The following is a 24,964-nucleotide window of genomic DNA, read 5'->3' on the forward strand; positions in this document are numbered from 1 at the left end:
AACTCTCGGGTGGGATTCGGCGTCTCAAGAGGCGCAATTTGATTGTGCTGCTTCTGTCATGTGGTTGGGGACAACGCGGCGTACGGTGACCGAGATCGCCTGGTTCGGGGGAATGGGATGTTGGAGAGTGCAGCTGCCGCAGCGTGGCAGGTTGATGTTCGGGAGTTGACTGCGGCCGAGCGTGCGCGTGTCCTTCCTGCCGTACGTCGGCGACGGTGGAGTGAGCGCGTGCGCCTGCTGTATCCGTTGGCAGTGCGCTACCACCGGGCCGCCAAGCGGCTGGAGTGGATGAGGTCCAGCACGCCGTACGCCGGGACACGCGACGTGGACGACCTACCGGTGCGCATCAAGCGCCACAAGTCGTTACTACTAAGGCAGCTCGGTGAGACCGAGATGTGGATGCAGCACAACAAGGTGACGAACCTGAAGCTCGCCTGCGCGCAGGTCGACGGGCTGGTGATCCGGCCGGGTGAGACGTTCTCCTTCAACAAAGTCGTCGGCAATGCGACCCGTCGCAAGGGGTATGTGAAGGGCATGCGGCTGTCGAACGGGCAGGCCAAACCGGGCATCGGCGGCGGCATCTGCCAGCTGGCGAACCTGCTGCACTGGATGGTCCTGCACTCGCCGTTGACCGTGACGGAGCGATCCACGCACAGCTTCGACCCCTTCCCGGACAACGGGCGGGTGCTGCCGTGGGGCGTGGGCTGCAGCATCGTCTACAACTACGAGGATCTGCAGTTCCGCAACGACACCGATCAGACGTTCCAGCTGCATGCCGGCGTCGGCGATCGCTATCTCGAGGGCGAGATCCTGGCCGACGTCCCGGCCGAGTCGTCGTACCGGGTGTTCGCGAAGGAGGAGCGGTTCCTCCGGGTCGGCGCGGACTACTTCCGGCGTAACGAGATCTGGCGGACCGTGATCGATCGCCGCACGGGTACGGCGGTCCGCGACGAGTTGATCCGCGAGAACGTTGCCCTGGTCAAGTACCTGCCGGTCGACGTACCGGTGCTGGACGTCGTACTCCCGGGCTGATCACCCGAGCAGCGAGCACCCGTATCTCTCGAACAGCGCCGCCACGTCACCCGAGAACCCGCCGTGCAACTCGCGCAGCATCGCGTGGGTGGTGGACGACATCACCAGCACGTACCGCGCCGGTTCCTCGCCCGGGTTGCCGAACGTGTGCGGCACGCCGCGCGGACCGACGATCCCGGACCCGGCCGGTACGTCGTAGTCCTCGCCGTCGATCCGCATCCGCATCGTGCCGGACAGGACGTACCACGCCTCGTCGTCGGTGTGATGCACATGCAGCGGCGCCTGCCACGCCACGTCGTCCGATGTACGTCCCGCAGCCTCCCACTCGGCTAGGACGAGGCCGGATCCCTCCGGCGCAACTGTCCGCCCGAGCAGCGGAACCCCTGACAGGTCGTCGCGACGTGACACCAGATTCTCCTTCTCACCGGCGAAAATCCCCATCCTGGCCGCGCGAATCCAACGATGCAACAGGAAGCGATGCACCACGAGAAGCGATGCGACTGGAACTGTCGGCGGGGCGTAGCAGACTGGAGGGGTGACTGTGGTCCTCGTCGAGCCGTACCGGGAGCGCCCCGCGCGCATCGCCGGCGCCGACCTGTGGACACGTACGGCGGAGGGCGGTGAGTACCGGATCCTCCCCGACGGCTGCATGGATCTGCTGCTGATGGACGACGACCTGATCGTCGCCGGTCCGGACAGCCGCGCCTGGACGGGCAGCGCCCCGCGGGGCACGCGGTACGCCGGGATCCGGTTCGCGCCGGGCGCCGCGCCGGGCTTCCTCGGCGTACCGGCCCGCGAATTGCTGAACGAACGGGTCCGCCTCGCCGACCTGTGGTCGCCGAACCGGAGCAGACGCCTGCTGGATCGGATCCGGGCAGCGCCCGACCGCGCGACAGCGCTCGATCTCGAGGTCGCCAAACTCCTCGAAGAACCCACCGACCGCTTGACCGCGCACGTACTGCGCAGCGTCCGCGGCGGCCTGCTCCGCGGCACGGCCGGCGTCTCGCGCCTCGCGGCGACGATCGGCCTCAGCGAGCGGCAACTGCACCGGCGCTGCCTGGACGCGTTCGGCTACGGCCCGAAGACGCTCGACCGGGTCCTGTGGATGAACGTTGCCCTCGACCACGCGCGCACCGGCGTCCCGCTCGCCGACGTCGCCGTACTCACCGGGTACGCCGACCAGGCCCACTTCACCCGCGATGTGAAAGCTCTCACTGGTCTGCCACCGAAGATCCTCCTGGGCTGACAAACTGCTCCCCATGACCGAAGTCGGTACGACGACGTTGCGGCACAACCCGCTCAACGCGGTGACGGCGAGCGTCGAGCGGGTGACGTACGCCGACGGCCGGACCGCCGTACGCAAGGAACTGCGGCGACCGAGCGACACGTCCGGGCCGTGGGCCGCGTCGACCGACCCGCGGCACTGGAACTACTGGCGCCGCGAAGTCGAGGTCTATCGCGACGACGAGCTCCGCGAACAACTCGCCGATGCCGGACTGATCCTGCCCGCCGCGGAGGTCGACGAGCGACCCGACGGCGCCGTACTGCTGATGGACGACATCGCCGGTACGCCGGGAACACATTTCAGCCTCGCGGAACATGCAGCGCTCGCCCGCGCCTGCGGCCGCTGGCAGGCCCGCCCCGCATCCGAACGGCCGTGGACGTCGACGGGCTTCCTGCGCGACTACTCGACAACCCGCGACGTGCCCTGGCACCTGATGACCGACGACTCGGCCTGGCAGCAACCACTGATCCGCGCGACCTGGCCGGCCGAGCTGCGCGAGGCCTGGACCGGCCTGCTGGTCCATCGTGACGCACTGCTCGACCTCGTCGCGACTCTCCCCCGCGCCCGCTGTCACCTCGACTTCTGGGTGTCGAACGTGATCCAGCGGCCGACCGGCGAGCTCGCGCTGTTCGACTGGTCGTTCCTCGGTGACGGCGCGCTCGGCGAGGACATCGGCAACTACATCCCGGACGCGGTGTTCGACCTGTTCTGGCCGGCCGAGCGTATGCCCGAGCTGGCCGAGACCTGCATCGCCAACTACCTCGACGGCCTGCACGAGGCCAGCTGGCGCGGTGACCCGGACCAGGTACGCCTGGCGGTAATGGCGTCCGGTGTGAAGTACGCCTGGCTGCTGCCCGGCCTGCTGGGCAGGGCCTCGGACACGACGCACAACGCCTACCACCGCCAGGTCGACAGCAGATACCTGTTCCACCAGCGCGGCCAGGCTCTGCTGTTCGTTGCTGACTGGTGTGCCGAGGCGCTCAGCCGAGCACGACGGTGAAACCTCCCGGTACGACGAGTGGCTTGCCGCGGGCAACCAACTGGCCGCTGGAGTCGTACGTGTACGCGTGTCCGCTAGCGCTGACCACGCGCGGACGGGTGTCGACACTGACCAGCAACGTCGCCGCTCCGATCCGGAAGCTGCTGATGGTTGGGAGGAGCAGTAGGGCGTCCAGCTGAGCCGTGCCCGTCGACTGCGCGCCGAGCGTGGTCGCGTTGGCAGGAAGCGGATTGGCGAGTGTCAGCGGCTGAAGTGCGCCGGGTGCAGCCGAGATGCCCTGCGGGCCGCAGACGTGGACCAGCGTGCCAAGCGTGCGGCCGCCGCTCGTCCAAGTGGTCCGGGCCGGCGTGGGTGTGTCGACGAGGTTGACGACCGGGAGCACCAGCCGCGGCTGTGCTGACGGTGGCACGGTCCACGTCGCCGTACCGTCGACCGAGAGGTAGGAGCCGTTGCTCCATTGGGATTCGCCTGTCCACGCCGATGGCGGTGTGACGACCGCACCGCCGGCCGCCGTCTCCGCCTCGATGATCTGGAGCCCGTCGTACGCCGATGTGCCTGACAGGCGGGCGATGTCCGGGTGGGCGTCGAGGGCGAGCATCGAGAGTTGCCCGTGGATCGTCGACTCGGCGCCGGAGTTGCGGTTGATCACGCCGTCGCCGGAGATGCCGTCGTACGTGCGGCCGGTGGTGGCGTCGTACATGGGTTGACCGGCGCGGTTGGCGCCGAAGTACCAGGCGGCGACGAAGGCGGCGAGGTGTTTCTGGCCGGGGCGGTCGATGGCGAGGAGTGCCTGCAGGCGGGCGTCGACGCCGTACGCGATCTGGGAGCGGTCGATCGGCGTCGGGAGCCAGCCGTTGTCGGGGCCGCCTGCGGTGAGCAGGAGCGGGGTGAAGCCAGCGGTGTCACCGATCGCTGCGGTCAGGAATACGTTTTCGCTGAGCGTGGCCGTGGCGGCTGCGAGGGCCGAGGGCATCTGGGCACCCCAGGCGTGCCAGTCGGAGATCGACTCGCCCCAGGGCAAAAGCGCGCGGAACGGCCATTCCCGGGTCGAGCCGGCGTGCATCTGGGCAATGCCTTCGGCGAAACGCGTGAGGGCCCGACGGGCTCGGGGCGATGCGCCGGCGTTGACGTACGCCGAGAGGCCGAGGACCGCTTCGGAGGTGGCGTCGGCGCCATTAACGATCAGCCAGGCGGGGAGACGGCGGCCGTCGACGACGTTGTACTGGCCGTAGCGGATCAGGACCTGGCGTTCGAGGGCAGCGATCGCCAACTCGAGGCGATCGCGGAGGAACGCGGCGAAGGCGCCGTCGGTACGGCGGAAAACGCTGTACCCCTCCCCTAGCGCCCAGACAGTCCGGGCCAGCCAGTACGACGGCCCGGAGTCGGAGGGGTCCGGGAGCTCGACCGGCTCGGCGCTCGGGTTGAGCGTTCCGTCGGGCTGCATCCAGAGCACGACGTTTCCGTTGGGCGACTGCAGGAACGTGAGGGCTCGCAGCAGGTCGCGGGCCGTCTGCAGCGAGGTCGCCTGGTGGAAGAGTTTCCAGTGCCGCAGGTAGACGACGGCCGCCCGCGCGATGTCGTCCGCGTTGTAGGCGCCCTGCCCGTAGGTGTTCGTCGCCGGGTCGTAGGCCCCGCCACCGATTCGCCGGTACGAGCCGTCCGCCTGATGGTCGGCGTACGTCCACAGAACGCCCAACGGGCCGGAGTCGTAGGTGGTGTGGCCCGCGGCGGCCGGAGGTGAGACCGAAGCCCGGAGGAAATCGAGGTGGGCGAGATTGGTCAGGCGGGTGGAGGCAGCAGCGGGAAGGGTGACTGTGGAGGCGGCAGCCACCGCCAGTGCTCCGCCGAGGACGGTGCGGCGGGTCGGTTTCATGGCAGGCGGTCCAATCTGGCCACGCCGATAGCGGCGTCGGCCATGCCGTAGAAGACGTAGTGCACGCCTTCGACCTCTTCGATGGCGGTCGGGAAAACGACGTTTCCTACCGTTCCGACCTTTTCCTCCTCGGTTTCCGGGACCATCAGGGGTTCGGTGGTCCGGGCGATGACCCGGGTCACGTCGTCGGGGTCGAGGATCAGCGCGCCGGCCGCGTAGCAGACCTTCTGCGTGGTGGGGTCGAAGCCTTCCGGCTGCTCGCCGGTGACGCCGTGGTGGATGACGAGCCAGCCTTCGGGGACCCGCAGCGGCGCCGGACCAGCGCCGATCTTCAACTCCTCGAAGGGGTACTCCGACATCGCGACCAGCCGGTGCTGACGCAGGTGAACGAGGTTCCGCAGATCGTCCTCGACGGCCGCCACCGGGACGAACGACACCCAGATCCCCGGCCGGTCGTCGGTGACCCCGGCCGGCAGGTGAACGCCCTCTCCCTCACGGAACCATCCGAGATCCCACATCGGCCGGTGCAGCATCGCGTACGACGGTTCGCCGTCCGGACCCGGCACCGGCTCGGGGAAGAAAGCGGTGTCCTTGTTCGGGAACAGGTTGAGATCGGTGTCCAGGTCCGGCTGGTACTCGAAGTGCAACGGACCCAGTCGCCGCCACTCCCGAAGGTCCGACGACACCGCGAGCGCCGGCTTCGGACCGAGCGGACCGTACGCGACGTACGTCATCACGTGCAGCCCCAGCGAGGGAACGAACGTGACCCGTGGATCCTCCACACCTGCGTTGTTCTTGCCGCGCTCCCAGCCTTCGTCCGGTGCGAGCACGACACCTTCCCGCCGGACGCCGACCGGTACGCCGTCCGCCAGCTCGACGGCGGCCAAGCCGACCCGTGACACGTTGCCGTCAGCAACCAGCCGCGGCAGCAGGTACAGCTGCCCGTCGGGCGTGTGTCCGGTCGCCGGGTTCAGCACCCCCTCCGCCTCGAGTTCGTTGCCCGGCTCGGCAGTCATCAGGACGCCGACACGAGTAAGGGTGTAGGGAACAGTCACGGAAAAGCCTTTCAGAAATTAGCCTTTGACGCCGGACGACAGGTTCGTCGAGATGAAGCGGCGCTGGAAGACGATGAACAAGGTCACCGCGGGCGCAGCCAGCACACATGCGCCGGCGAGCACGGCACCGAACGGATTCGCGGCCCGCGCCGAGACAGTGGTGAGGTAGTTGGACAGCGAGACCGCGAGCGGCTGCAGATCCTGCTGCTTGGTGATCAGGAAAGGCCACAGAAACTCGTTCCACGGCCCGATGAACGTGAGCAGTACGCCGGTCAGCAGAGCCGGCCGCACCAGCGGTACGGCGACGCGCCAGAGGATGCTCAGCTCCGACGCCCCGTCGATCCGGGCCGCGTCGAACAACTCGGCCGGCAACTGCAGGAAATACTGCCGGAAAACGAAGACCGCGGTCGAGTTGATCAGGAACGGCAGGATCATCCCGAGGTAGCTGTCGGCGAGACCGTAACTGCGCACGATCAGCACGTACAGCGGGATCGTCAGCAACTGGAACGGCACGACCTGGATCAGCAGCATCAGGTTGAACACCAGCCCGCGCCCGCGGAACTGCAAGCGCGCCAGCGCGTACCCAGCGAGCACCCCGAACACGAGCGTCCCGAGGATCACGCCGCCGGTGAAGATCCCGGAGTTGAGCAACGACCGGCCGAGATGGATCGCCTGGTTGATCTCGGCGTAGTTGTGCCCGGTGAGATTCCCCGGCGACGGAAAGGCGCCGCCGACCGACGGATCCGGCTCCGCCTGTAGCGAACCGATCAGCATGTAGTAGAAGGGAAACAGGAAAACGAAGGCCCCGATCAGCAGGCCGACGAACTTGAGCTTCACGACTCCTCCTTCCCCACGAAACGCCGTTCGATCAAGGCGAGCAAGAGCACTCCGATGACGAGCAGCACGCCGATCGCCGAACCCACATCAGGGTTCCCCTGCTCGATCCCGCGCTGGTACATGATCAGAACCGGCGACGCGGACGCTCCGTCCGGCCCGCCGCCTCCGGTCAACAGATAGGGCTCGGTGAACAGATTCGCGCCGGTCACTGTGGCGAGCAGGACGACGAGCGTCGTCGCCGGCCGCACTCCAGGAACCGTCACGTTGAGAAACGATTTCCACCGCCCGGCACCGTCCATCGACGCAGCCTCGTAGAGATCCTTGGATACGTTCTGCAGCGCGGCCAGGTAGAGCAGGATGAAGAAGCCGAGCTGCTTCCAAGTGACGTAGATGGCAACCGTCGGCATGGCCAACGACGAGTTCACCAACCAGGACGGATCAGGCGCGAGCGGGCCCAGCACGGAGTTGACGAGCCCGTTGGAGTTGAACAGGAACAGCCAGACCCCGACGACCGCCACCGATGCGGTGACATACGGGACGTAGTACGAGACCCGGAAGAACGTCCGCCACCTGATCGCCGCGTTCAGCGCGTTCGCGAGCAGCAGCGACAGGACGACCGTCAACGGAACATTGATCACCAGAAACACCAGAACGTTTCCGAACGCCCGCCGTACTGCCGGATCCGACAGCACCGTCACGTAGTTGTCGAACCCGACGAACGGCCGCTCCACGATCGCCCCAGGCGCCGCGAAGAAGTAGTCGTGGAACGACATGTACACCGCGAACCCGAGCGGATACGCAAACACGGCGGCCAGGAAAACGACGTACGGCGTGACGAACGCGGTCCCGACCGGATGCTCACCGAGAATCCGGCCGAGCGGACCACGCGACCTCATGACTGCTTGGCGAGTTGGTCGACCTTCTGGGCGGCGCCGTCGAGGGCTGATCCGATGTCTTCCTGACCGAAGATCACGGACTTGGAGTAGGCGTCGCGGAACGTCTGCCAGATCGTGATCGAGTTCGGCACGTTCGGAACCTCGACGGTGCGGGACGCCTGGTCCGCGAACGTCTTGTAGTCAGGGTTCTTCGCGAAGTAGTCGGCGTACGTCGACGCGACGTCCTTGCGCAGCGGCATCTGTCCCGTCGCGGCCAGGAACTTTCCGTCCTGTTCCTTGCTGGTCGCGAACTTCAGCACGTCCCACGCGGTCCCGCGGTTCTTGCACGCGGAGTACATCGCGACGTTCTTCGCGTCCGAGAATGTGTGGATCTCGTCAGCCGATTTACCGGACGACGTCGGCACCGGTACGACGCCCCAGTCGACCTTGCCCTTGTACGTCGCGATCGCCCACGGACCGACCACGGCCATCGCCGCCGTGCCGTCCACGAACGCGTCCCCGGTGTACTTCTCTGGCGATGCGAGCTTGTCGGCGTACATCGTCCGCCAGAACTGCGCGACCTTCTTGCCCTCGTCGGACGCAAACGTTGCTTTGCCATCGGCAACCAACTGCTTGCCGCCGCTCTCGGCCGCGTACAACGGGTAGAAGTCGAACCAGGACTGGTAGAACTCGTTGCTCGGCGCCGGGTAGATCGCGAACTTCGCCGCCTTCGACGCCACCACCTTGCGCGACGCGGCCAGGAACTCGTCGTACGTCTTCAGCGAGGGATCGGTGATTCCGGCCTTCGCGAAGATCTTCTTGTTGTAGAAGATCATCACCGGGTTCGACTTCCACGGCAGCTGGTAGTACTTGCCGTCCGCCGACTTGTACTGCTGCGCGATGTCGCCGGACCGCTCCTCGATGTAGGACGCGTCCAGCGGCACCAGACCGCCCTGCTTCTGGAACTGCGAGACCGACGCCGGCGAGGTGTTGAAGATCAGGCAGGGCGCGTTCCCCGCGGTGATCGCCGCACCGATGACCTCCTCCGACGACTTCCCGGTCGGGATCTCCTGGGCGGTGACCTTCTGGTCGGCGTGCTCGGCGTTCCAGGCCGCGACCATCTGTTTGCCCCAGGCCACTTCCTCGGCGTTGTTCGAGTACCAGATCGTGATCGGTCCGCGGGCCTGCGCGGCGGCGTCGGCGTCACCAGCGCCGCCACCGCCGCTCCCACACGCGGCGAGCGAGCCGGCCAGAACCACGGCCAGCAAACCAGCTTGCAACTTCATCAGGGTTCCTCCTACAAAGGGGGTGCGGCGGTGGAGCGCCGTACGACGAGTTCTGCGGGCGGCAGCTCGACGTCGGGTACGTCGGTGTCGCCGTCGACGACCCGATTGAGGGTCTGGGCCGCCGCCTCGCCGAAGCGGAACGGGTCGGCGCGGACCGTGGTCAGACCGGGATGCACGTACTCGGCGAGCTCGCTGTCGTCGAAGCCGGCGATGCTCAGGTCGTCCGGCACGGTCAGGCCGGCGGCCTGGGCGGCGCCGAGACCCGCGATCGCCATCCGGTCGTTCGCATAGAAGATCGCGGTCGGCGGCTCCGGCAGCGCGAGCAGCCGCCGGGTGGTCTCGATCCCGCCGGCTGCAGTGAAGTCACCGGTCTCGACCGCGACCGGTTCCAGACCCGCGGCGGCCAGCGCCTCGGCGAAGGCCGTGGACCGCGCCGTGGCGTGCACGAACGCGGGCGGACCGGCGACCTGCGCGATCCGGGTGTGCCCGAGCCCGACCAGATGCTCGACGACCGCCCCCGTGCCCGGCCGGTCGTCGAGGATCACCGCCGGGAACGGCGACTCGCCGTCCGGACGGTTCAGGGTGACCGCGGGCAGGCCCAGCTCGACCAGCAGGCCGATCCGCGGATCGTCGTGCCGGAGGTCGGACAGGAACACCCCGTCGACCCGCGCGTCCTGCGCGAGCCGCCGGTACCCATCCTCCTCGGACTCGCCGGCTGTGACCACCTGCAGGACCAGCGCCTGCCCCCGCGTCGACAGCACGCTCTCGACCCCCGCGATGAACGCCGGGAAGAACGGGTCCGACGACAGGACGGCCGGATCCCGGGTGATCACCAGGCCGAGCGCGAACGCCTTCGAGACCGACAGCGACCGCGCGCGGTTGCTCGGCCGCCAGCCGAGCTCGTCGGCGGCCGCGAGGATCTTGTCCACGGTCGACTGCGCCAGCCCGGGGCGCCCGTTGAGCGCGAACGACACCGAGCCCTTGGACACGCCGGCCCGGCGCGCCACATCCGCGATCGTCGGCCGCTTCGTCACTCAAGCCTCCAGTTAAACCGGTTTAAAGAGCATCTAAACCGGTTAAAACCACCGCTGTCAAGATCCGACGCTTTGCGCAATACCGCAATCTGCGCGCGGTTCCGCGCACTCGTTTGCAGCCGATCGCTTGACGGAGCGGTTGTCCCGGCGCTTGACTGGTCGGCAGTGACGCACCCAGCCGGTACCAGGCCGACGGCCTGAAGTCCGGTTTCCCGGCGCCAGGGTCGTGAGAAGCCCGAGGCGGGGTAGCGTCCCCGGGACCGATGGAGCAATCGTGTCCAGACTCACCCGCCGCCTGCTGGTAGCAGCCGCGGCCACCGCCCTCGCAGTCACCGTCTCCACCCTCACCCGAAACCCCGCCGACGCGGCCGTCACGCTCCCGCCGGCACACGCGAAGTTCGACTACCAGATCGGCGGCGCGTATACCCCGCCCGCCGGCGTCCAAGTGGTCACCCGCGACCGGACCGCCGCTCCTGCTGCCGGTCTCTACAACATCTGCTACGTCAACGCCTTCCAGGTCCAGCCCGGCGAACAGGGCCAGTGGGACTCCGACCTGCTGCTCCGCGATGCCAAGGGCAAGCTTGTGATCGACGAGGACTGGGGCGAAGCGCTGCTCGACTTCCGGACGGCGGACAAGCGGACCAGGATCGCCGCGAAGGTCAACGGCTGGATCGACGGCTGCGCGACCAAGGGCTACAAGGCGATCGAGCCCGACAACTACGACAGCTACACCCGTTCGAAGAACCTCCTCACCGCCGGCCAGGCCAAGGCGTACCTGACCCTGCTGGCCACCCACGCACACAGCAAGAGCCTCGCCATCGGCCAGAAGAACACGGTCGAGCTGGCCGGCGACCGAGCCTCGATCGGCCTGGACTTCGCGGTCGCCGAGGAATGCGGCCAGTACGACGAGTGCGGTGACTACGTGGATGCCTTCGGCAACAACGTGATCGTGATCGAGTACACCGACAGTGGTCGGCGTACGGCGTGTTCGCAGTACGGCGGCACGCTCTCGATCGTGCAGCGCGATGTGGACGTCTCCGTCCCGGGCGACTCCGGGTACGTCCGCAAGACCTGCTGAAACTCCTTTCCTCCAACCTTTCCGGAGACCGCCATGTCTCAGCATGCTCGAAACCTGTCCCGTCGTGACATCCTCCGCGCGGCCGCCGCCGTCGCGGCCGCAGGCACCCTCGGCGCCTGCGGGAAGAACGACGACGCCGAAGGGGCCGACGCCAACGGTGTCGTGACGCTTGATCTCTGGCACGGCCAGGTGGATCTCGGCAAGGCCGCGATCGACTCCCTGATCACCGCCTTCAACCAGTCGCACCCGAAGATCAAGGTGGTCGGCGGCGGTGGCGGCGTGACCGCGGACAGCATGCTGCAGAAGGTCACCGCGGGTCTGGCGGCGGGGTCCTACCCGGATATCGCGTACATCTTCGGGTCGGACCTCGCCAGCCTGACCAAGAGTCCCAAGGTCGCCGATCTCACCGGCCAACTGAAGATCGACGACTACTGGCCTGCGGCGAAAGACGCGGTCAGCGTGAAGGGCAAGGTCCGCGCGGCTCCGGCGCTGCTCGACTCGCTCTGCGTGGTCTACAACAAGAAGCTGTTTGCGGCCGCCGGTATGGCCCCGCCGAAGGCCGGCTGGACCTGGGACGATTTCGTTGCCGCTTCCAAGCAACTGACCAACCCGGCCAAGGGCATCTTCGGCACCGGGTGGCCGGGCGTCGGCGACGAGGACACGGTCTGGCGGATCTGGCCGATGATCTGGGACCTCGGCGGCGACGTGATCAGCGGCGACGGCAAGAAGGTCGGGTTCGACTCGGTCGGCACGAAAGCCCTGGAAACGCTGGACCGGCTACGCACCGACAAGTCGCTGTACGTCGACCCGAAGCCGGGCAGCGAGCAGCTGTACCAGGTGTTCCTCGGCGGCCGGATGGGAATGGTTGCCACCGGCCCCTGGCAGCTCCCCGAGCTGAAGGACAACGGCATCGAGTACGGCGTGGTGCCGCTGCCGTCGTACTCCGGGAAGCCGATGACGATCTCGGGTCCCGACACCTGGACGATCTTCGACAACGGCAAGGCCAAGGTGAAGGCGGCCACCGAGTTCGTCACCTGGCTGGCCGACCCGGCGCAGGACATCCAGTGGGACATCAAGGGCGGCAGCCTGCCGATCACCAAGGCGACGGCCGAGTTGCCGCAGTGGAAGAAGCACTCGGCCGAGACGAACGGGCTCGAGGTCTTCGTCACGGCCCTCGACACCGCGAAGGTGCGGCCGACGATCTCGACGTACCCGCAGATCTCGGAGCACATGGGTCAGGCGATCGCCGCCGTACTGCTCGGGAAGCAGAGTCCCGCGGATGCGGTGAAGCAGGCCGTCGACCAGTGCAACCAGGTGCTGGCGGTGCCGAACTGATGGCCAGCGTGGTCGGTACGTTCACCGTCGATCCGCGGTCCCGGGGGGCCAAGCGGCGAGCGCGTGGTGAAGGTGCGACCGGGTGGGCCTTCGTCAGTCCGTCGGTGGTGATCATTCTCGGGCTGAGCGTCGTACCGGTGCTGTGGTCGCTGCTGTTGTCGTTCCAGGTGAACGATCTGGTGTCGCCCAGCGAGTGGGTCGGGCTGGCGAACTACAAGGCGCTGGTGAAGGACCCGGCGTTCGGGTCCGCGGTGTCGCATACTCTGATCTACACGGCGTTGTATGTGCCGTTGAGCGTGGTCGCCGGGTTGGGGATCGCGATCGCGCTGGACCGGAAGATCGCGCTGATCGGGCTGTACCGGACGTTGGTGTTCGTGCCGTTCGTGGTGTCGGCGGCGGCGCAGGGCGTGCTGTTCTCGTTCGTGCTGGACCCGGAGTTCGGTGTCGCGAACTCGTTGCTGCACAAGCTCGGGCTGCCGGCGCAGGGGTTCTTCAGCGATCCGGGTCAGGCGCTGTACCTGTTGGTCGCGATCTCCTTGTGGAGCGGCACCGGGTTCTGCGTGATCGTCTATCTCGCCGGTCTGCAAGGGGTTTCGAGCGAGCTGGTCGAGGCGGCGCGGATCGACGGCGCCGGTCGTTGGGGCGTGCTGCGGCACGTGACGCTGCCCGCGCTGGCACCGGTGACGATCTTCCTGTTGCTGTTCCAGACCATCAACGCGTTGCAGGTCTTCGACCTGGTGTTCGTCACCACGAAGGGCGGACCGCTCGGATCGACGACGGTGATCGTGTACTTCATCTGGGAGAAGGCGTTCAAGGCGTTCACGGCCGGCTACAGCGCAGCAGCGGCGTACACGTTGGCCGTCGCGTTGCTGGTGGTCGGTGGGGCCTTGCAGATCTACCGGCGGAGGGTGGCTGCTCGATGAAGAGGTTGCCTTTCAGCGGTTGGCATCTGGTGCTCGCTCCGCTGGCGTTGCTGTTCGCGTTGCCGTTGGTGTGGCTGCTGGTCAGTTCGGTGATGAGCAACGCAGAAATCAACCGTTTTCCGCCGGCGTTGTGGCCGCAGGGGATCAATCTCGGCGGCTACCGGTACGTGCTCGGGAACGCGTTGTTTCCGCGCTGGTTCCTGAATTCCTTCATCGTTTCCGCGGTGGCGGTGACGGCGAACCTGGTGCTCGGGTCGCTCGGCGGGTACGCGTTCGCGCGGATCCGGTTCGCCGGGTCGAAGCTCGTCCTCGGGCTGATGCTGGCGACGATGGTGATCCCGTTCCAGCTGACGATGATCCCGACGTTCCTGGTGATGAAGCAGCTCGGCCTGATCGACACCCTCGGTGCGCTGATCGTGCCGTCGCTGGTGACACCGCTTTCCGTGTTTCTGTTCCGGCAGTTCTTCGTCTCGCTGCCCCGCGAGCTCGAGGAGGCAGCCTGGATCGACGGCTGCGGGCGGCTCCGGATCCTGGTGTCGATCGTGCTGCCACTCGCGCGGCCGGCGTTGAGCACTGTCGCCGTACTGACGTTCCTCGCGACCTGGAACGACCTGACCTGGCCGTTGATCGCGATCAACAGCGACGCCACCTACACCCTCCAGCTGGGCCTCACCACGTTCCAGGGACAGCATCACACACAGTGGTCGGCCGTGATGGCCGGCAACGTCATCACCGTGCTGCCCGTTCTGTTGGGATTTCTCCTGGCCCAGAAGGCGTTCATCCGCTCCCTGGCCTCCACCGGACTCAAAGGCTGACTATGGACCTGCTTGTCATTGGCGACGCCAACCCTGATGTGGTGATCGGGCCGGTTGACCAACCGATCCTGTTCGGCCAGCGGGAGCGTCTGGTTCCGACCGGGTCGCTGGTGCTCGGCGGCTCCGCGTCGATCATGGCGTGCGGCGCGGCCCGGCTCGGGCTCAGCGTCGCGTTCGCCGGTCGCGTCGGCGACGACCCCGCGGGCGACTTCGTCCGTACGTCGCTTGCCGACCGGGGCGTGAACGTCGACGCGCTGGTGGTCGACTCCTCGCTGCCGACCCCGCTCACCACGATCCTCACCTCGGGCAACGATCGCGCGATCCTCACGTCTCCTGGGTGTCTGCCCAGTACGACCGCAGACGACGTACCGCTGGACCTGGTGCGGTCGGTGCGGCACGTGCATGCGGCGTCGTTCTACCTGTTGCCGGCGTTGGCGGCCGGGCTGGCCGGGATCTTCAAGGAGGCGAAGGCGGCGAAGGCAACCACGTCGCTGGATCCGAACGACGATCCCACCGGGCGCTGGGACCGGTCGATCCTCGACCCGGTCCTGCGGGTCACCGACTACTTCCTCCCCAACGCCGCCGAGGTCCTGGCCCTGACCGGCCACCACCAGGTCGAGGACGCCGCCGGTATCCTCGCCCGCCGCGGCCCGCTCGTCGTGGTCAAGAACGGCGTTGACGGCGCGATCGCCCACACCGGGTCGAAGGTCGTCACCGCACCGGCGCTCAAGGTGGACACGATCGACGCCGTCGGAGCCGGCGACAGCTTCGATGCCGGCTGGGTGGCCGCCGTACTCAACGGATCCCGCCCCGGCCGCGCCCTGGCCATCGCCGCCGCGTGCGGTTCGCTCTCAACCCGCGCTGCGGGCGGCACCGCCGCGCAACCCAACTGGAACGAGGCAATAGAAGGCATGACGCCATGACGAAGATCGCTTTTATCGGCGCCGGTAGCGTGGTTTTCACGCAGGGTCTGCTCGCCGACCTGTTCGCGCTCGAGCTCGGGCCGGTGCAGATCGCTCTGCACGACATCGACCCTGAGCGGCTCGAGACGGCTGCGGCCGCCGCGTCGTACATCGCTAGGGAGCGTGGCGCCGTACCGCAGATCAGCAAGCATCTCGAGCGGCGGGCAGCGTTGGACGGCGCCGACTTCGTCATCAACATCGTGCAGGTCGGGATGAACGCGGCGACCCACGTCGACTTCGAGATCCCGGCCCGGTACGGGATCCGGCAGACGATCGGCGACACCCTCGGCGTCGGCGGTGTGTTCCGGGCGCTGCGGACGTTCCCGGTACTGCGGGGGCTCGCGAAGGACATCGCCGACGTCTGCCCGGACGCGTGGCTGCTCAACTACACCAACCCGATGGTGATGAACGTCTGGTACCTCAAGGCGCTCGGGGTCCGGAACGTCGTCGGGCTCTGCCACTCGGTGTACTGGACGATGCAGGGCCTGTCCGAGCTGGTCGGCGTACCGTACGACGACGTCACGTACGTGGCCGCCGGGGTGAACCATCAGTCGTGGGTACTGCGGTTCGAGCGCGGAGCCGAGAACCTGTACGACCGGTTGGACGAGGCGATCGCGGCGGACCCGGAGCTGCTGCGCCGAGTCCGGGTGGACATGTACCGGCGACTCGGGTTCTACCCGACCGAGACGAGCGAGCACTCCTCGGAGTACGTGCCGTGGTACCTCGGGCACACGCGCGAGATCGAGCGGCTCCGGCTGCCGGTCGGGGCGTACCTCGACATCGTCGCCGAGAATCTCGCGTCCTACGAGCAGACCCGCAATGCGCTGAAGGCGAGCGAGCCGGTCGAGATCGACCCCACGATGGAGTACGCGCCACAGATCATCCACAGCATCGTCACCGGCACGCCCCGGACGGTCTACGGGAACGTACCGAACACCGGCCTGATCCCCAACCTGCAGGCCGGGGCTGTCGTCGAGGTCCCGTGTCTGGTGGACGCGTCCGGCGTCCAGCCGACCGCGGTCGGCCCACTCCCGGCGCAGTGCGCGGCGCTCAACCGCTCGTACCTGAACGTGGCCGAACTCGCCGTACAGGCAGCGATCGAGGAGGATCCGCGCGCGATCCGCCAGGCCGTCATGGTCGACCCGGCGACCGCGGCCGCGCTACCCGTCGAGCAGATCTGGGAACTGTGCAACGAGCTGGTGCTTGCTCACCGCAACTACTTGGACCCGTCGTTGAGAGCGGCGCTCAGATAGTCGCGGTACGTCGCGAAACCGGCGAGGACCTCGGCCGCGGTTGGCTGACCGGTCAGTGCGCCGACGCCCTGGCCCGCGTAGATCGACGCGCGGGCCGGGTCGACGGCCTTGGACCCTTCGACCCACAGGTCGTGGGCCGAGTCCTCGGTCTTCAGTTCCTCCTCGTGTCCTTCCCACGTGTCGAAGAAGGCGTTGCGGAGTGCTCGCCCGCCGAACTCGTCCGGCCAGCCTGCGCGCGACGCGGCGTCGAACACGGTGCCGTAGACGGTCTCGGTCTCGTCTGCCTCGATGATGCGCTGCCGGGCCGGTTCCTTCGTCTGTGCCTCGACGCAGGTGAGGAACGCCGTACCGATCCAACCGCCAACTGCGCCGGCGGCCATCACAGCAGCTAGGCCACGAGGGCCGGAGATCCCACCGCCCGCGAGTACAGGCAGGTCAGTCGCGTCGAGGATCGCCTGCAGTAGCGGGAGGGTGGCGACGGCATTCCGCCCGTGCCCGCCTGCCTCGGCGCCTCGGGCAACGATCACGTCGACGCCGGCGTCCACGGCCTCGCGGGCGTCCGCGACCGTGCCGGCCTGCGTCGCGACCACGATCCCGGCATCCTGCAGCGGGGCGACGTACGGCGTGTAATCCCCGAAGCTGAGCGACACCAGCGCGGGCCGCAGCTCCAGCACCGCTTTCAGGTGCTCAGGATGATCCTTCACCGACCACGCCATCAACCCGATCCCGTACGGCGTCCCACTCGCCGCCGCGATCGCTCCCTCGGTGCGAATCCAGTCAGCCGTGACGGCCGATCCCGCCCCCAGCATCCCCAACCCACCCGCGGCGGAGATCGCCGCAGTCAGCTCCCCACCACTGACGTTCGCCATCGGCGCCCCAACCACCGGCACCCCAACCCCAAACCTCTCCCGCAGCCACATACCCCAAGCGCACCACACCGCGCCCCGGCCCGCCATGGCCGACACCACACCCCCCTCGGCTGGGCAACGCAGAGCGGCCACGCCTCCGGCGCGGGTGCTTGGCGGGCGGATGTGCCGCTCGGCTCCGCGGTCCAGCGGGCTGTTTGCGGAACGAATGTTGCACCTGGTGGCAAAAATGTTCCGCAGTACCGGACCGGATCGCACTGGGCACAGGCGATGGTGTCTAGCGACAGGCTATTGCGTGTTCCCGGACCCCGCCGGGTGTCCCCGGCGGGCGGGCGGTGGTGTTGATGTAGATCGGTCACCCACCCCCACGCGAAACGGCCGGCTCCCCAGTGGGGAACCGGCCGTTGGTGGGTGTTGGTCAGAACTTGTAGACGTCCGACTGCGGGTCGCCGTGGCACCGCTTGTACTTTTTGCCGGAGCCGCAGGGGCAGGCGGCGTTGCGCGGGGTGCCGGCGTACTCCAGGGTGCCTTCCTCGACGGCGTCCTGGTGCATCGCGACCTCGTCGTCACCGTCGATCGTCGGCGCCGAGTACGTCAGCCGCTGCGGACGCGGCTCGTTGGTGAGGCCCTTGGCGCGCAGACGCGGCGTGTCCCGCGGCCGCGGAGCGTCCTGCGGTCGCTCCTCGTCGTCCGCCCCGGCGAGCTGCGCGGCAGCCGGGCCGGAGCTGAGGATGTCCTGGATCGAGCGACCCGCGAGGCTGTCCTCATCCGCGAGCGCGGCCTCATTGGCGAGCTCCATCTCGGCGCGCATCGCCTCCACGTCCACCTCGACGTTGAAGATGAAGCCGACCGACTCCTCCTTGATCGACTCCATCATCGAGGCGAACATGTCGTAGCCCTCGCGCTGGTACTCGACCAGCGGGTCGCGCTGCGCCATCGCCCGCAGGCCGATGCCCTCACGCAGGTAGTCCATCTCGTACAGGTGCTCGCGCCACTTGCGGTCCAGCACGCTCAGTACGACGCGACGCTCCAGCTCGCGCATCGCTTCCTCGCCGAGCAGTTCCTCACGCCGGTCGTACGCCGCGGTCGCGTCCTCGAGGAAGCGCTCGAGCAGGAAGTCCTGGGTCAGGCCGGCCTTCTCGCCGCCGGCCTCCTCGATCAGCTCTTCCTCGGTGAGCTCCGACTGGTACAGCGTCTTCATCGCGGTGAACAGCGCGTCCAGGTCCCAGTCCTCGGCGAACCCGTCCGCGGTCGCGCCCTGCACGTACCCGGTGACGGTCTCCTCGAGCATGTCCTGCACCTGATCGCGCAGGTCGGCGCCCTCGAGCACCCGGCGGCGCTCGTCGTACACGACGTGCCGCTGACGGTTCATCACGTCGTCGTACTTGAGGATGTTCTTCCGGGTCTCGAAGTTCTGCGCCTCGACCTGACCCTGCGCCGACGCGATCGCCTTCGTGACGACCTTGTTCTCCAGTGGCTGGCTGTCGTCGTTGTTCCGCGACATCGCCCAGTCGACCATCTCGCGCTTGAACAGCCGCATCAGGTCGTCCTCGAGCGACAGGTAGAACCGGGACTTGCCCGGGTCACCCTGCCGGCCGGCGCGACCGCGCAGCTGGTTGTCGATGCGGCGGGACTCGTGCCGCTCGGTGCCGAGGACGTAGAGGCCGCCGAGCTCGCGGACCTCTTCCTGCTCCTCCTTCACCTGCTTCTCGAACTGCTCCAGCATCGACGGGTACTCCGCCTCGTACTCCTCGATGGCCTCCGCCGGGTCGAGGCCGCGGGCGCGCAGCTCCTTGTCGGCGAGGAACTCCGGGTTCCCGCCGAGGATGATGTCCGTACCACGACCGGCCATGTTGGTGGCCACCGTGACCGCGCCCTTACGGCCGGCCTCGGCGACGATCGCCGCCTCACGCGCGTGCTGCTTCGCGTTCAGCACCTCGTGCTTGATGTTCTCCTTGAGCAGCTGCCGGGACAGCCGCTCCGACTTCTCCACCGACGTGGTGCCGACCAGGATCGGCTGCCCGGTCCCGTGGGCCTCGACGATGTCCTTGACCACCGCGTCGAACTTGGCGTCCTCGGTGCGGAAGATCAGGTCCCGCTCCTCGACCCGGATCATCGGCTTGTTGGTCGGGATCGGGACCACGCCAAGCTTGTAGACCTTGGAGAACTCGTTCGCCTCGGTCATCGCCGTACCGGTCATGCCGGCCAGCTTGGTATAGAGGCGGAAGTAGTTCTGCAGCGTGATCGTCGCGAGGGTCTGGTACTCCTCCTTGATCTCGACGCCTTCCTTGGCCTCGATCGCCTGGTGCAGACCCTCGTTGTAGCGGCGGCCGTGCAGCGTGCGGCCGGTGTGCTCGTCGACGATCAGGACCTCGCCGTCGTCGACCACCACGTAGTCCTTGTCCCGGTGGAACAGGTCCTTGGCCTTCAGCGCGTTGTTCAGGTAGCTGATCAGCGGGGTGTTGGCCGACTCGTACAGGTTGTCGATGCCGAGCCGGTCCTCGACCTTCTCGATCCCGCGCTCGAGGATCGCGACCGTGCGCTTCTTCTCGTCCACGTCGTAGTCGGCGACCCGGCGCTTGGTCTCGTCGATCTCGAGGTCGGTGATCCGCGGGTTCTTCCGCTTCAGCTCCGCCTCGTCGGCCAGCGTCCAGGCCTTCAGGTTGTTCGCGATCCGGGCCATCTCGACGTACCAGCGCTGGCTGTCCTCGGCCGGGCCGGAGATGATCAGCGGGGTCCGGGCCTCGTCGACCAGGATCGAGTCCACCTCGTCCACGATCGCGTAGTTGTGCTGACGCTGGACGCAGTCCTCGATGCTGCCCGCCATGTTGTCGCGCAGGTAGTCGAAGCCGAACTCGTTGTTGGTGCCGTAGGTGATGTCCTTGGCGTAGGCGATCCGGCGCTCGGCCGGGGTCATCTCCGGCAGGATCACGCCGTAGTCGAGGCCGAGGAAGTGGTACACCCGGCCCATCCACTCGGCCTGGTACTTGGCCAGGTAGTCGTTCACCGTCACCACGTGCACGCCCTTGCCGGACAGCGCGTTCAGGTACGTCGGGAGCGTGCCGACCAGGGTCTTGCCCTCACCGGTCTTCATCTCCGCGATGTTGCCCAGGTGCAGCGCGGCCCCACCCATGATCTGGACGTCGTAGTGCCGCTGGTGCAGCGTCCGCTTGGCGGCCTCCCGGACCACCGCGAAGGCCTCCGGGAGCAGCGCGTCCAGGGATTCCCCGTTCTCGTGACGCTCCTTGAACTCCGCGGTCTGCGCGCGCAGCTCCTCGTCGGTCATGTTGACGAAGTCGTCCTCGATGGAGTTGACCATCTTCGCGATGCCCTGCAACTGGCGGAGGATCTTGCCCTCGCCGATCCGCAGAACCTTGTCGACAACCTTCATGGTGGGGAGTTCACTCCTTGCTGCTGAAGCCTGGGTTGCGGCCGAACGCCGACAGGGCACGGCCGACCCACCGGGAAGGCGTGCGACCCCCATCGTACGGGGCCGGGTGTGCCAAGCCACGCGCGCAGCGTGCCCAAGACACCCTCTGGGCCCTACCTCACCCACGTCCGGGCGGGCTTGAAAGTTCCCAGCCGCTCCTCAGGAACCGCGCAGAGCGTCACTGAGCGCTGGCGACAGGTCACCGCCGCCGGCCACCCGGACCTGGTCCAGCCCGAGCCATCCGGCCAGCTGGACGAGCTCCGCGGCCAGCTCCTCGGCGGTCTCCACGGGCGCCTTCGGCTCCGCGTGCGCCGCCTGGACGAGCAGCACACCGCCGGGGCGGTCGGCCTTGAGGTCGACCCGGGCGACCAATCGGTCCCCGAGCAGGAAGGGCAGCACGTAGTACCCGTGGACGCGTTTCTCCGCCGGGACGTAGATCTCGATCCGGTACCGGAAGTCGAAGAGGACTTCGGTCCGGGTGCGCTCGTAGACCAGCGAGTCGAACGGGCTGACCAGGGCGCGCGCGTTCACCCGGCGCGGCAGCCGCGCGTCACGATGCAGGTACGCCGGGCGCTTCCAGCCGTCGATCTGGACCGGGAGCAGTTCGCCCTCCTCGACCAGCTCGGAGATCGCCAGCTGCGTCGGCGCGGGCGCGGTCCGGAAATAGTCGCGCAGGCACTGCGCGGTGGCGACCCCGTGGGCCCGGGCCGCGATGGACACCAGCCCGCGGTGCGCCTCGTCGAGCGTCGGGGTCGGCGTCTCGACGACCGCGCGGGGCAGCACCCGTTCGGGTACGTCGTACAGCCGCTCGAACTGCTGGTTGCGGCGGGCGACCGTGATCTCGCCGGCGAAGAACAGGAACTCGAGGGCACGTTTGACGTCGGACCAGTTCCAGCCCCAGTTGTCCCTGGCACGCTCGACGTCGTCGTCGATCTCGCGGGCGGTCAGCGGACCGTGGTTCCGGACGTCGGAGAGCACCTGCTTGATCAGGTCCGGCCGCTCCTTCGCGATCGACCGCGGCCCGCCCCACGCCTCGGTCGTCGCCCGGGCCATCCGCCAGCGCATCAGCGGGTGCGTCTCGACCGGGATCAAGGACGCCTCGTGCGCCCAGTACTCCACCAGGCGGCGCGGGGCCTTCCCGGACGCCCGGTCCAGCAGGTCGCGCGGGTACGGACCGAGGCGGGAGTAGAGCGGCAGGTACTGCGTCCTGCTCAGCACGTTGACCGAGTCGATCTGGATCAGCCCGATGCGCCCCAGCACCCGGGTCAGGGCCCGCATGTCGGGGACGCCCTTCGGCCGCGGGTCCGTAAACCCCTGAGCCGCGAGCGCCACCGGCGCGCCTGAGCCGTCGAGAGCTGAAGCTGCGTCGTCATACCCGAATTCTGCCCGCCCCCACCGACAATCCGCCCGTACGCCGTCTTTGAGCACCCATCAACCATTTCCACGGCCCGAAGTTGGTTGGTGGGTGCTCAAAGAAGGACGGGCATAACTCTGGTGTTACCCAAAGTGGGAGGTGCGCTACGGATGGTGTTCGGGGGAACCTGCGAGGAGGCCGTCCGCCCGTGCGGCCCCTATCACCCTGGAGTGAGGCATGACAGGAAAGAAGCATGCGGTCCGCGCTGCCCTCGCGGCCGGCGTACTGATCGCGGCGTCCCTCGGTGCGGTGGCCGTAGCAGGCTCCGCGTCGGCCGCGCAGTCGCCCGACGGACCCAAGACCCGGATCGTCGGCGGCACCATCGCCCACACCGCCGACACCCCCTGGGCCATCCAGCTCTCGAACAGCGGCTCCCCCGACCCGACCGGTGAGTGGTGCGGCTCGACGCTGGTGAAGGCGAACAAGATCGTCACCGCGGCGCACTGCGCGCAGGAGGCCGCGTCGACCTACACCGCGATCCAGGGTCGCGACGACCTGGCCGACAAGTCCACCGGCAAGGAATCCAAGATCAGCAGCATCTGGGTGGACCCGGAGTACGGCAAGTCGCCCGCTCACGACGTCGCGGTGATGACGCTGGCGACCCCGTTCGAGGGTGTCGACACGCTGGCGCTGGAGACCGACAAGGCGACCGACGCGGCCGGCGCGGCGTCGATCGTCTACGGCTGGGGCGAGACCGAGGGCACCGGCCCGGCGAACACCTTCCAGAAGGTCGACGTACCGGTGCTGGGTGACGCGTACTGCGAGAAGGCGTACGCGAGCGAGGGCTACACCGCGGACGGCGAGATCTGCGCCGGCTACGAGGAAGGCGGCAAGGACTCCTGCCAGGGTGACTCCGGTGGCCCGCTGGTCCTCAACGGCCGCCTGTTCGGCGTCGTCTCGTGGGGCATCGGCTGCGCGGACGCCGGCAACCCGGGCGTGTACGCCGAGGTCGCGACGTACGCCGCCGAACTGCAGCAGCAGATCGACAGCTGACGTACTGCGGGACAGCGAAGGGGCCGGGCAGTTCGCCCGGCCCCTTCGTCGTGTACCTCCTGAGGTCTTAGACGGCCAGCCGGATCACGCCGTAGTCGTAGCCGCGACGGCGGTAGACGACGCTGGGCTGGTTCTCGTCGGCATCGACGAACAGGTAGAAGTCGTGCCCGACCAGTTCGAGCTCGTAGAGCGCCTGGTCCAGGGTCATCGGCTTGGCGGTGTGGGTCTTCTCGCGCATCACCAGCGGTCCGTCGCCGGTGACCAGGAGAGATCCGTACTTGTGCGTCGCCACCTCGTCCTCGGCGACTGGTTCCTCCACTACAGGTGCGTTGCCGTTGAGCGGCTGCTTCGCGTTCACGTGCCGCAGGCCTTCCGGCGCACGCTCACCACGGTGCACACGACGCCGGTCGGCCGCCTTGCGGACCTGGGACCGGAGCCGGTCCAGGCAGACGTCGAACGCTGCCTGCTTGGTCTCCCCGCACGCCTCTGCGCGGACCACCGGACCCTTGGTGTACATGGTGAGCTCGACACGCATCGCCCGATCGTGCTGTCGCGGGTTCTTTTCCTGGCTGACTTCCACCTCGCACCGCAGTACCCGGTGATCGACCTTCTCGATCCGCTCGAGTTTTTCCTCGACGTACTGCCGGAAGCGGTCACTGACCTCGCAGTGATGACCCTTGACAACGACGTCCACGGAAACCTCCATCGATCGGCGACTCTTTTACGTGTTCGGACCCCCGTGCTCGTGGTGACGGTGCCCGAAACGAGAACACCCGCTGTCGAACCCGTCGGACCTCGTGGCGAGGAATCCGGCTGATCCGGTCCTCCACCACTCCACTGCCCGACAAGCCCTAGCGGGTGTCATAAGCCAACGCTAGTCGGCTTCGGCGAAAACCGGTAGAGAAGTTCTCATGAACCAGACGTCCGGTGTCGCGCGGTCGCCGCGAGCAGCGCACAGCCGAGGACCTGGATTCCCCGGGATTCCAAGGCGCGGCAGGCCTCGGTGAGCGTGGATCCGGTGGTGATCACGTCGTCCACCAGCAGGACCGGTTGATCGATCAGCGTTTCAGCCCAGCGCGAACGCAGCCCGAACACCCCGTCCAGGTTCGCGGTACGGCGTTCCGCGGACAGCCCGGCCTGGTCGTCGGGACGTCCGACGACCCGCAGTGCGGCGGCCGTCCGGGCGTCGATTCCCTGTCTGCGCAGGGATCTGACGGCAGCCTTCGTAATCCGCCCGAGCGGATCGTGCCCGCGCTTGCGGACCGTTGCCCGAGGCGACGGCACCGGGCAGATCCACGCCGCGCGCCGCTGGTCGAGGGCCGCCCGTACGACGTTCGCCAGCAGCTCACCGAGCGGCCTGGCAAGGGCGTACCGGGCGTGCTCCTTGTGCGCGAGGATCAGGTTCCGGAGCTCCCCGGCGTACGGCGCGGCGGCGGTCGGGGGCGCGAGACCGGGTGGACTCGGGTCGGGCCATGCACGGAACGGAGTCAGTTCGGTCAGTAGCCGACGGCAACCACCACAGAGAGTGACGCCAGGCCGCGTGCAGCCCGCGCACCGCCCGCCGAGCACCAGGTCCACGAACCCGTCCCACCCGCGCACCACCTCACGGTCCACGATC

The 24,964-nt window shown here is 67.9% G+C and carries 22 protein-coding genes; 10 read left to right on the plus strand and 12 right to left on the minus strand.

The features are described from left to right. Positions 1-228 precede the first annotated feature (228 nt). Entirely contained in the window at positions 229-1,032 is an 804-nt protein-coding gene (locus EV649_RS09145) for a VanW family protein (RefSeq protein ID WP_241997900.1), read from the plus strand. Here EV649_RS09145 and EV649_RS40780 read toward each other — a convergent pair whose 3' ends face one another. Beyond that, positions 1,033-1,440, minus strand: coding sequence for a cupin domain-containing protein (locus EV649_RS40780; RefSeq protein ID WP_157996211.1), 408 nt, complete (start codon positions 1,438-1,440; stop codon positions 1,033-1,035). A gap of 127 nt (positions 1,441-1,567) precedes the next feature. Between EV649_RS40780 and EV649_RS09155 the strand changes: the two genes are divergently transcribed. Further along, complete coding sequence (locus EV649_RS09155; RefSeq protein WP_241997902.1) at positions 1,568-2,278, plus strand: helix-turn-helix domain-containing protein; 711 nt, start codon at positions 1,568-1,570, stop codon at positions 2,276-2,278. 13 nt (positions 2,279-2,291) lie between these two features. Continuing rightward, positions 2,292-3,317, plus strand: coding sequence for an aminoglycoside phosphotransferase (locus EV649_RS09160; protein WP_130382397.1), 1,026 nt, complete (start codon positions 2,292-2,294; stop codon positions 3,315-3,317). Here the strand turns inward: EV649_RS09160 and EV649_RS09165 are convergent. The 6 genes from EV649_RS09165 to EV649_RS09190 are packed head-to-tail and all read right to left on the minus strand — an operon-like array spanning position 3,298 to position 10,277. Further along, positions 3,298-5,190, minus strand: a complete 1,893-nt coding sequence (locus EV649_RS09165) for a hypothetical protein (RefSeq protein ID WP_130382399.1) — start codon at positions 5,188-5,190, stop codon at positions 3,298-3,300. The two genes, EV649_RS09160 and EV649_RS09165, sit on opposite strands and share 20 nt — an antisense overlap. Beyond that, positions 5,187-6,245: a glycosidase gene (locus EV649_RS09170; RefSeq protein ID WP_241997904.1), complete on the minus strand. Its 1,059-nt coding sequence runs from the start codon at positions 6,243-6,245 to the stop codon at positions 5,187-5,189. The genes EV649_RS09165 and EV649_RS09170 overlap by 4 nt, the downstream gene beginning before the upstream one ends. An 18-nt stretch (positions 6,246-6,263) precedes the next feature. Continuing rightward, complete coding sequence (locus tag EV649_RS09175) at positions 6,264-7,082, minus strand: carbohydrate ABC transporter permease (protein WP_130382401.1); 819 nt, start codon at positions 7,080-7,082, stop codon at positions 6,264-6,266. After that, the gene (locus EV649_RS09180; RefSeq protein WP_130382403.1) at positions 7,079-7,978 is read right to left on the minus strand and encodes a sugar ABC transporter permease; all 900 of its coding nucleotides are present in this window, start codon (positions 7,976-7,978) and stop codon (positions 7,079-7,081) included. The genes EV649_RS09175 and EV649_RS09180 overlap by 4 nt, the downstream gene beginning before the upstream one ends. After that, positions 7,975-9,243, minus strand: a complete 1,269-nt coding sequence (locus EV649_RS09185; protein WP_130382405.1) for an extracellular solute-binding protein — start codon at positions 9,241-9,243, stop codon at positions 7,975-7,977. The genes EV649_RS09180 and EV649_RS09185 overlap by 4 nt, the downstream gene beginning before the upstream one ends. A gap of 11 nt (positions 9,244-9,254) precedes the next feature. Next, on the minus strand, positions 9,255-10,277 hold the full coding sequence (locus EV649_RS09190; RefSeq protein ID WP_130382407.1) for a LacI family DNA-binding transcriptional regulator: 1,023 nt from the start codon (positions 10,275-10,277) through the stop codon (positions 9,255-9,257). A 274-nt stretch (positions 10,278-10,551) separates the two neighbouring features. Here EV649_RS09190 and EV649_RS09195 point away from each other — a divergent pair, with 274 nt between their 5' ends. Genes EV649_RS09195 through EV649_RS09220 form a run of 6 tightly spaced genes read left to right on the plus strand, consistent with a single transcriptional unit; the run spans position 10,552 to position 16,643 of the window. After that, positions 10,552-11,355 (plus strand): endo alpha-1,4 polygalactosaminidase, encoded by an 804-nt coding sequence (locus EV649_RS09195; protein WP_241997906.1) that lies wholly within the window; start codon positions 10,552-10,554, stop codon positions 11,353-11,355. Between the two features lie 33 nt (positions 11,356-11,388). Then, on the plus strand, positions 11,389-12,690 hold the full coding sequence (locus EV649_RS09200) for an ABC transporter substrate-binding protein (RefSeq protein WP_130382409.1): 1,302 nt from the start codon (positions 11,389-11,391) through the stop codon (positions 12,688-12,690). Further along, a complete protein-coding gene (locus tag EV649_RS09205) occupies positions 12,690-13,613 on the plus strand; it encodes a sugar ABC transporter permease (protein WP_130382411.1) in 924 nt (307 codons plus the stop codon). The genes EV649_RS09200 and EV649_RS09205 overlap by 1 nt, the downstream gene beginning before the upstream one ends. Further along, positions 13,610-14,428 (plus strand): carbohydrate ABC transporter permease, encoded by an 819-nt coding sequence (locus tag EV649_RS09210; RefSeq protein WP_130382413.1) that lies wholly within the window; start codon positions 13,610-13,612, stop codon positions 14,426-14,428. The genes EV649_RS09205 and EV649_RS09210 overlap by 4 nt, the downstream gene beginning before the upstream one ends. Before the next feature lie 2 nt (positions 14,429-14,430). Further along, complete coding sequence (locus EV649_RS09215) at positions 14,431-15,351, plus strand: carbohydrate kinase family protein (protein ID WP_130382415.1); 921 nt, start codon at positions 14,431-14,433, stop codon at positions 15,349-15,351. Further along, positions 15,348-16,643, plus strand: coding sequence for an alpha-glucosidase/alpha-galactosidase (locus EV649_RS09220; RefSeq protein WP_130382417.1), 1,296 nt, complete (start codon positions 15,348-15,350; stop codon positions 16,641-16,643). The genes EV649_RS09215 and EV649_RS09220 overlap by 4 nt, the downstream gene beginning before the upstream one ends. Here EV649_RS09220 and EV649_RS09225 read toward each other — a convergent pair. The 3 genes from EV649_RS09225 to EV649_RS09235 form a co-directional block, all read right to left on the minus strand. Further along, positions 16,607-17,512 carry a nitronate monooxygenase gene (locus tag EV649_RS09225; RefSeq protein WP_241997908.1) on the minus strand — a complete coding sequence of 302 codons (906 nt, stop codon included), beginning with the start codon at positions 17,510-17,512 and terminating at the stop codon, positions 16,607-16,609. The two genes, EV649_RS09220 and EV649_RS09225, sit on opposite strands and share 37 nt — an antisense overlap. 415 nt (positions 17,513-17,927) lie before the next feature. Further along, positions 17,928-20,900: a preprotein translocase subunit SecA gene (gene secA / locus EV649_RS09230; RefSeq protein WP_130382419.1), complete on the minus strand. Its 2,973-nt coding sequence runs from the start codon at positions 20,898-20,900 to the stop codon at positions 17,928-17,930. A gap of 198 nt (positions 20,901-21,098) precedes the next feature. Further along, positions 21,099-22,217, minus strand: a complete 1,119-nt coding sequence (locus tag EV649_RS09235; RefSeq protein WP_130382421.1) for a crosslink repair DNA glycosylase YcaQ family protein — start codon at positions 22,215-22,217, stop codon at positions 21,099-21,101. A 313-nt stretch (positions 22,218-22,530) separates the two neighbouring features. Between EV649_RS09235 and EV649_RS09240 the strand changes: the two genes are divergently transcribed. Further along, the gene (locus tag EV649_RS09240) at positions 22,531-23,346 is read left to right on the plus strand and encodes a serine protease (protein WP_130382423.1); all 816 of its coding nucleotides are present in this window, start codon (positions 22,531-22,533) and stop codon (positions 23,344-23,346) included. A 67-nt stretch (positions 23,347-23,413) separates the two neighbouring features. Here the strand turns inward: EV649_RS09240 and raiA are convergent, their stop codons facing one another. Both raiA and EV649_RS09250 read right to left on the minus strand, forming a co-directional pair. Then, a complete protein-coding gene (gene raiA, locus EV649_RS09245; RefSeq protein ID WP_198682368.1) occupies positions 23,414-24,040 on the minus strand; it encodes a ribosome-associated translation inhibitor RaiA in 627 nt (208 codons plus the stop codon). Positions 24,041-24,255: 215 nt separating this feature from the next. Then, on the minus strand, positions 24,256-24,945 hold the full coding sequence (locus EV649_RS09250) for a phosphoribosyltransferase family protein (RefSeq protein WP_130382427.1): 690 nt from the start codon (positions 24,943-24,945) through the stop codon (positions 24,256-24,258). Between the last annotated feature and the right edge of the window lie 19 nt (positions 24,946-24,964).

The sequence above is a fragment of the Kribbella sp. VKM Ac-2569 genome (assembly GCF_004216905.1).
Classification (GTDB): domain Bacteria; phylum Actinomycetota; class Actinomycetes; order Propionibacteriales; family Kribbellaceae; genus Kribbella.

What these genes read in the sequence shown, in the direction of transcription:
- EV649_RS09160 (WP_130382397.1), top strand. Translation starts at nt 2,292, where the DNA reads ATGACCGAAGTCGGTACGACGACGTTGCGGCACAACCCGCTCAACGCG.
- EV649_RS09165 (WP_130382399.1), bottom strand. Translation starts at nt 5,190, where the DNA reads ATGAAACCGACCCGCCGCACCGTCCTCGGCGGAGCACTGGCGGTGGCT.
- EV649_RS09180 (WP_130382403.1), bottom strand. Translation starts at nt 7,978, where the DNA reads ATGAGGTCGCGTGGTCCGCTCGGCCGGATTCTCGGTGAGCATCCGGTC.
- EV649_RS09185 (WP_130382405.1), bottom strand. Translation starts at nt 9,243, where the DNA reads ATGAAGTTGCAAGCTGGTTTGCTGGCCGTGGTTCTGGCCGGCTCGCTC.
- EV649_RS09200 (WP_130382409.1), top strand. Translation starts at nt 11,389, where the DNA reads ATGTCTCAGCATGCTCGAAACCTGTCCCGTCGTGACATCCTCCGCGCG.
- EV649_RS09205 (WP_130382411.1), top strand. Translation starts at nt 12,690, where the DNA reads ATGGCCAGCGTGGTCGGTACGTTCACCGTCGATCCGCGGTCCCGGGGG.
- EV649_RS09210 (WP_130382413.1), top strand. Translation starts at nt 13,610, where the DNA reads ATGAAGAGGTTGCCTTTCAGCGGTTGGCATCTGGTGCTCGCTCCGCTG.
- EV649_RS09215 (WP_130382415.1), top strand. Translation starts at nt 14,431, where the DNA reads ATGGACCTGCTTGTCATTGGCGACGCCAACCCTGATGTGGTGATCGGG.
- EV649_RS09220 (WP_130382417.1), top strand. Translation starts at nt 15,348, where the DNA reads ATGACGAAGATCGCTTTTATCGGCGCCGGTAGCGTGGTTTTCACGCAG.
- EV649_RS09225 (WP_241997908.1), bottom strand. Translation starts at nt 17,512, where the DNA reads ATGGCGAACGTCAGTGGTGGGGAGCTGACTGCGGCGATCTCCGCCGCG.
- secA (WP_130382419.1), bottom strand. Translation starts at nt 20,900, where the DNA reads ATGAAGGTTGTCGACAAGGTTCTGCGGATCGGCGAGGGCAAGATCCTC.
- EV649_RS09235 (WP_130382421.1), bottom strand. Translation starts at nt 22,217, where the DNA reads ATGCGGGCCCTGACCCGGGTGCTGGGGCGCATCGGGCTGATCCAGATC.
- EV649_RS09240 (WP_130382423.1), top strand. Translation starts at nt 22,531, where the DNA reads ATGACAGGAAAGAAGCATGCGGTCCGCGCTGCCCTCGCGGCCGGCGTA.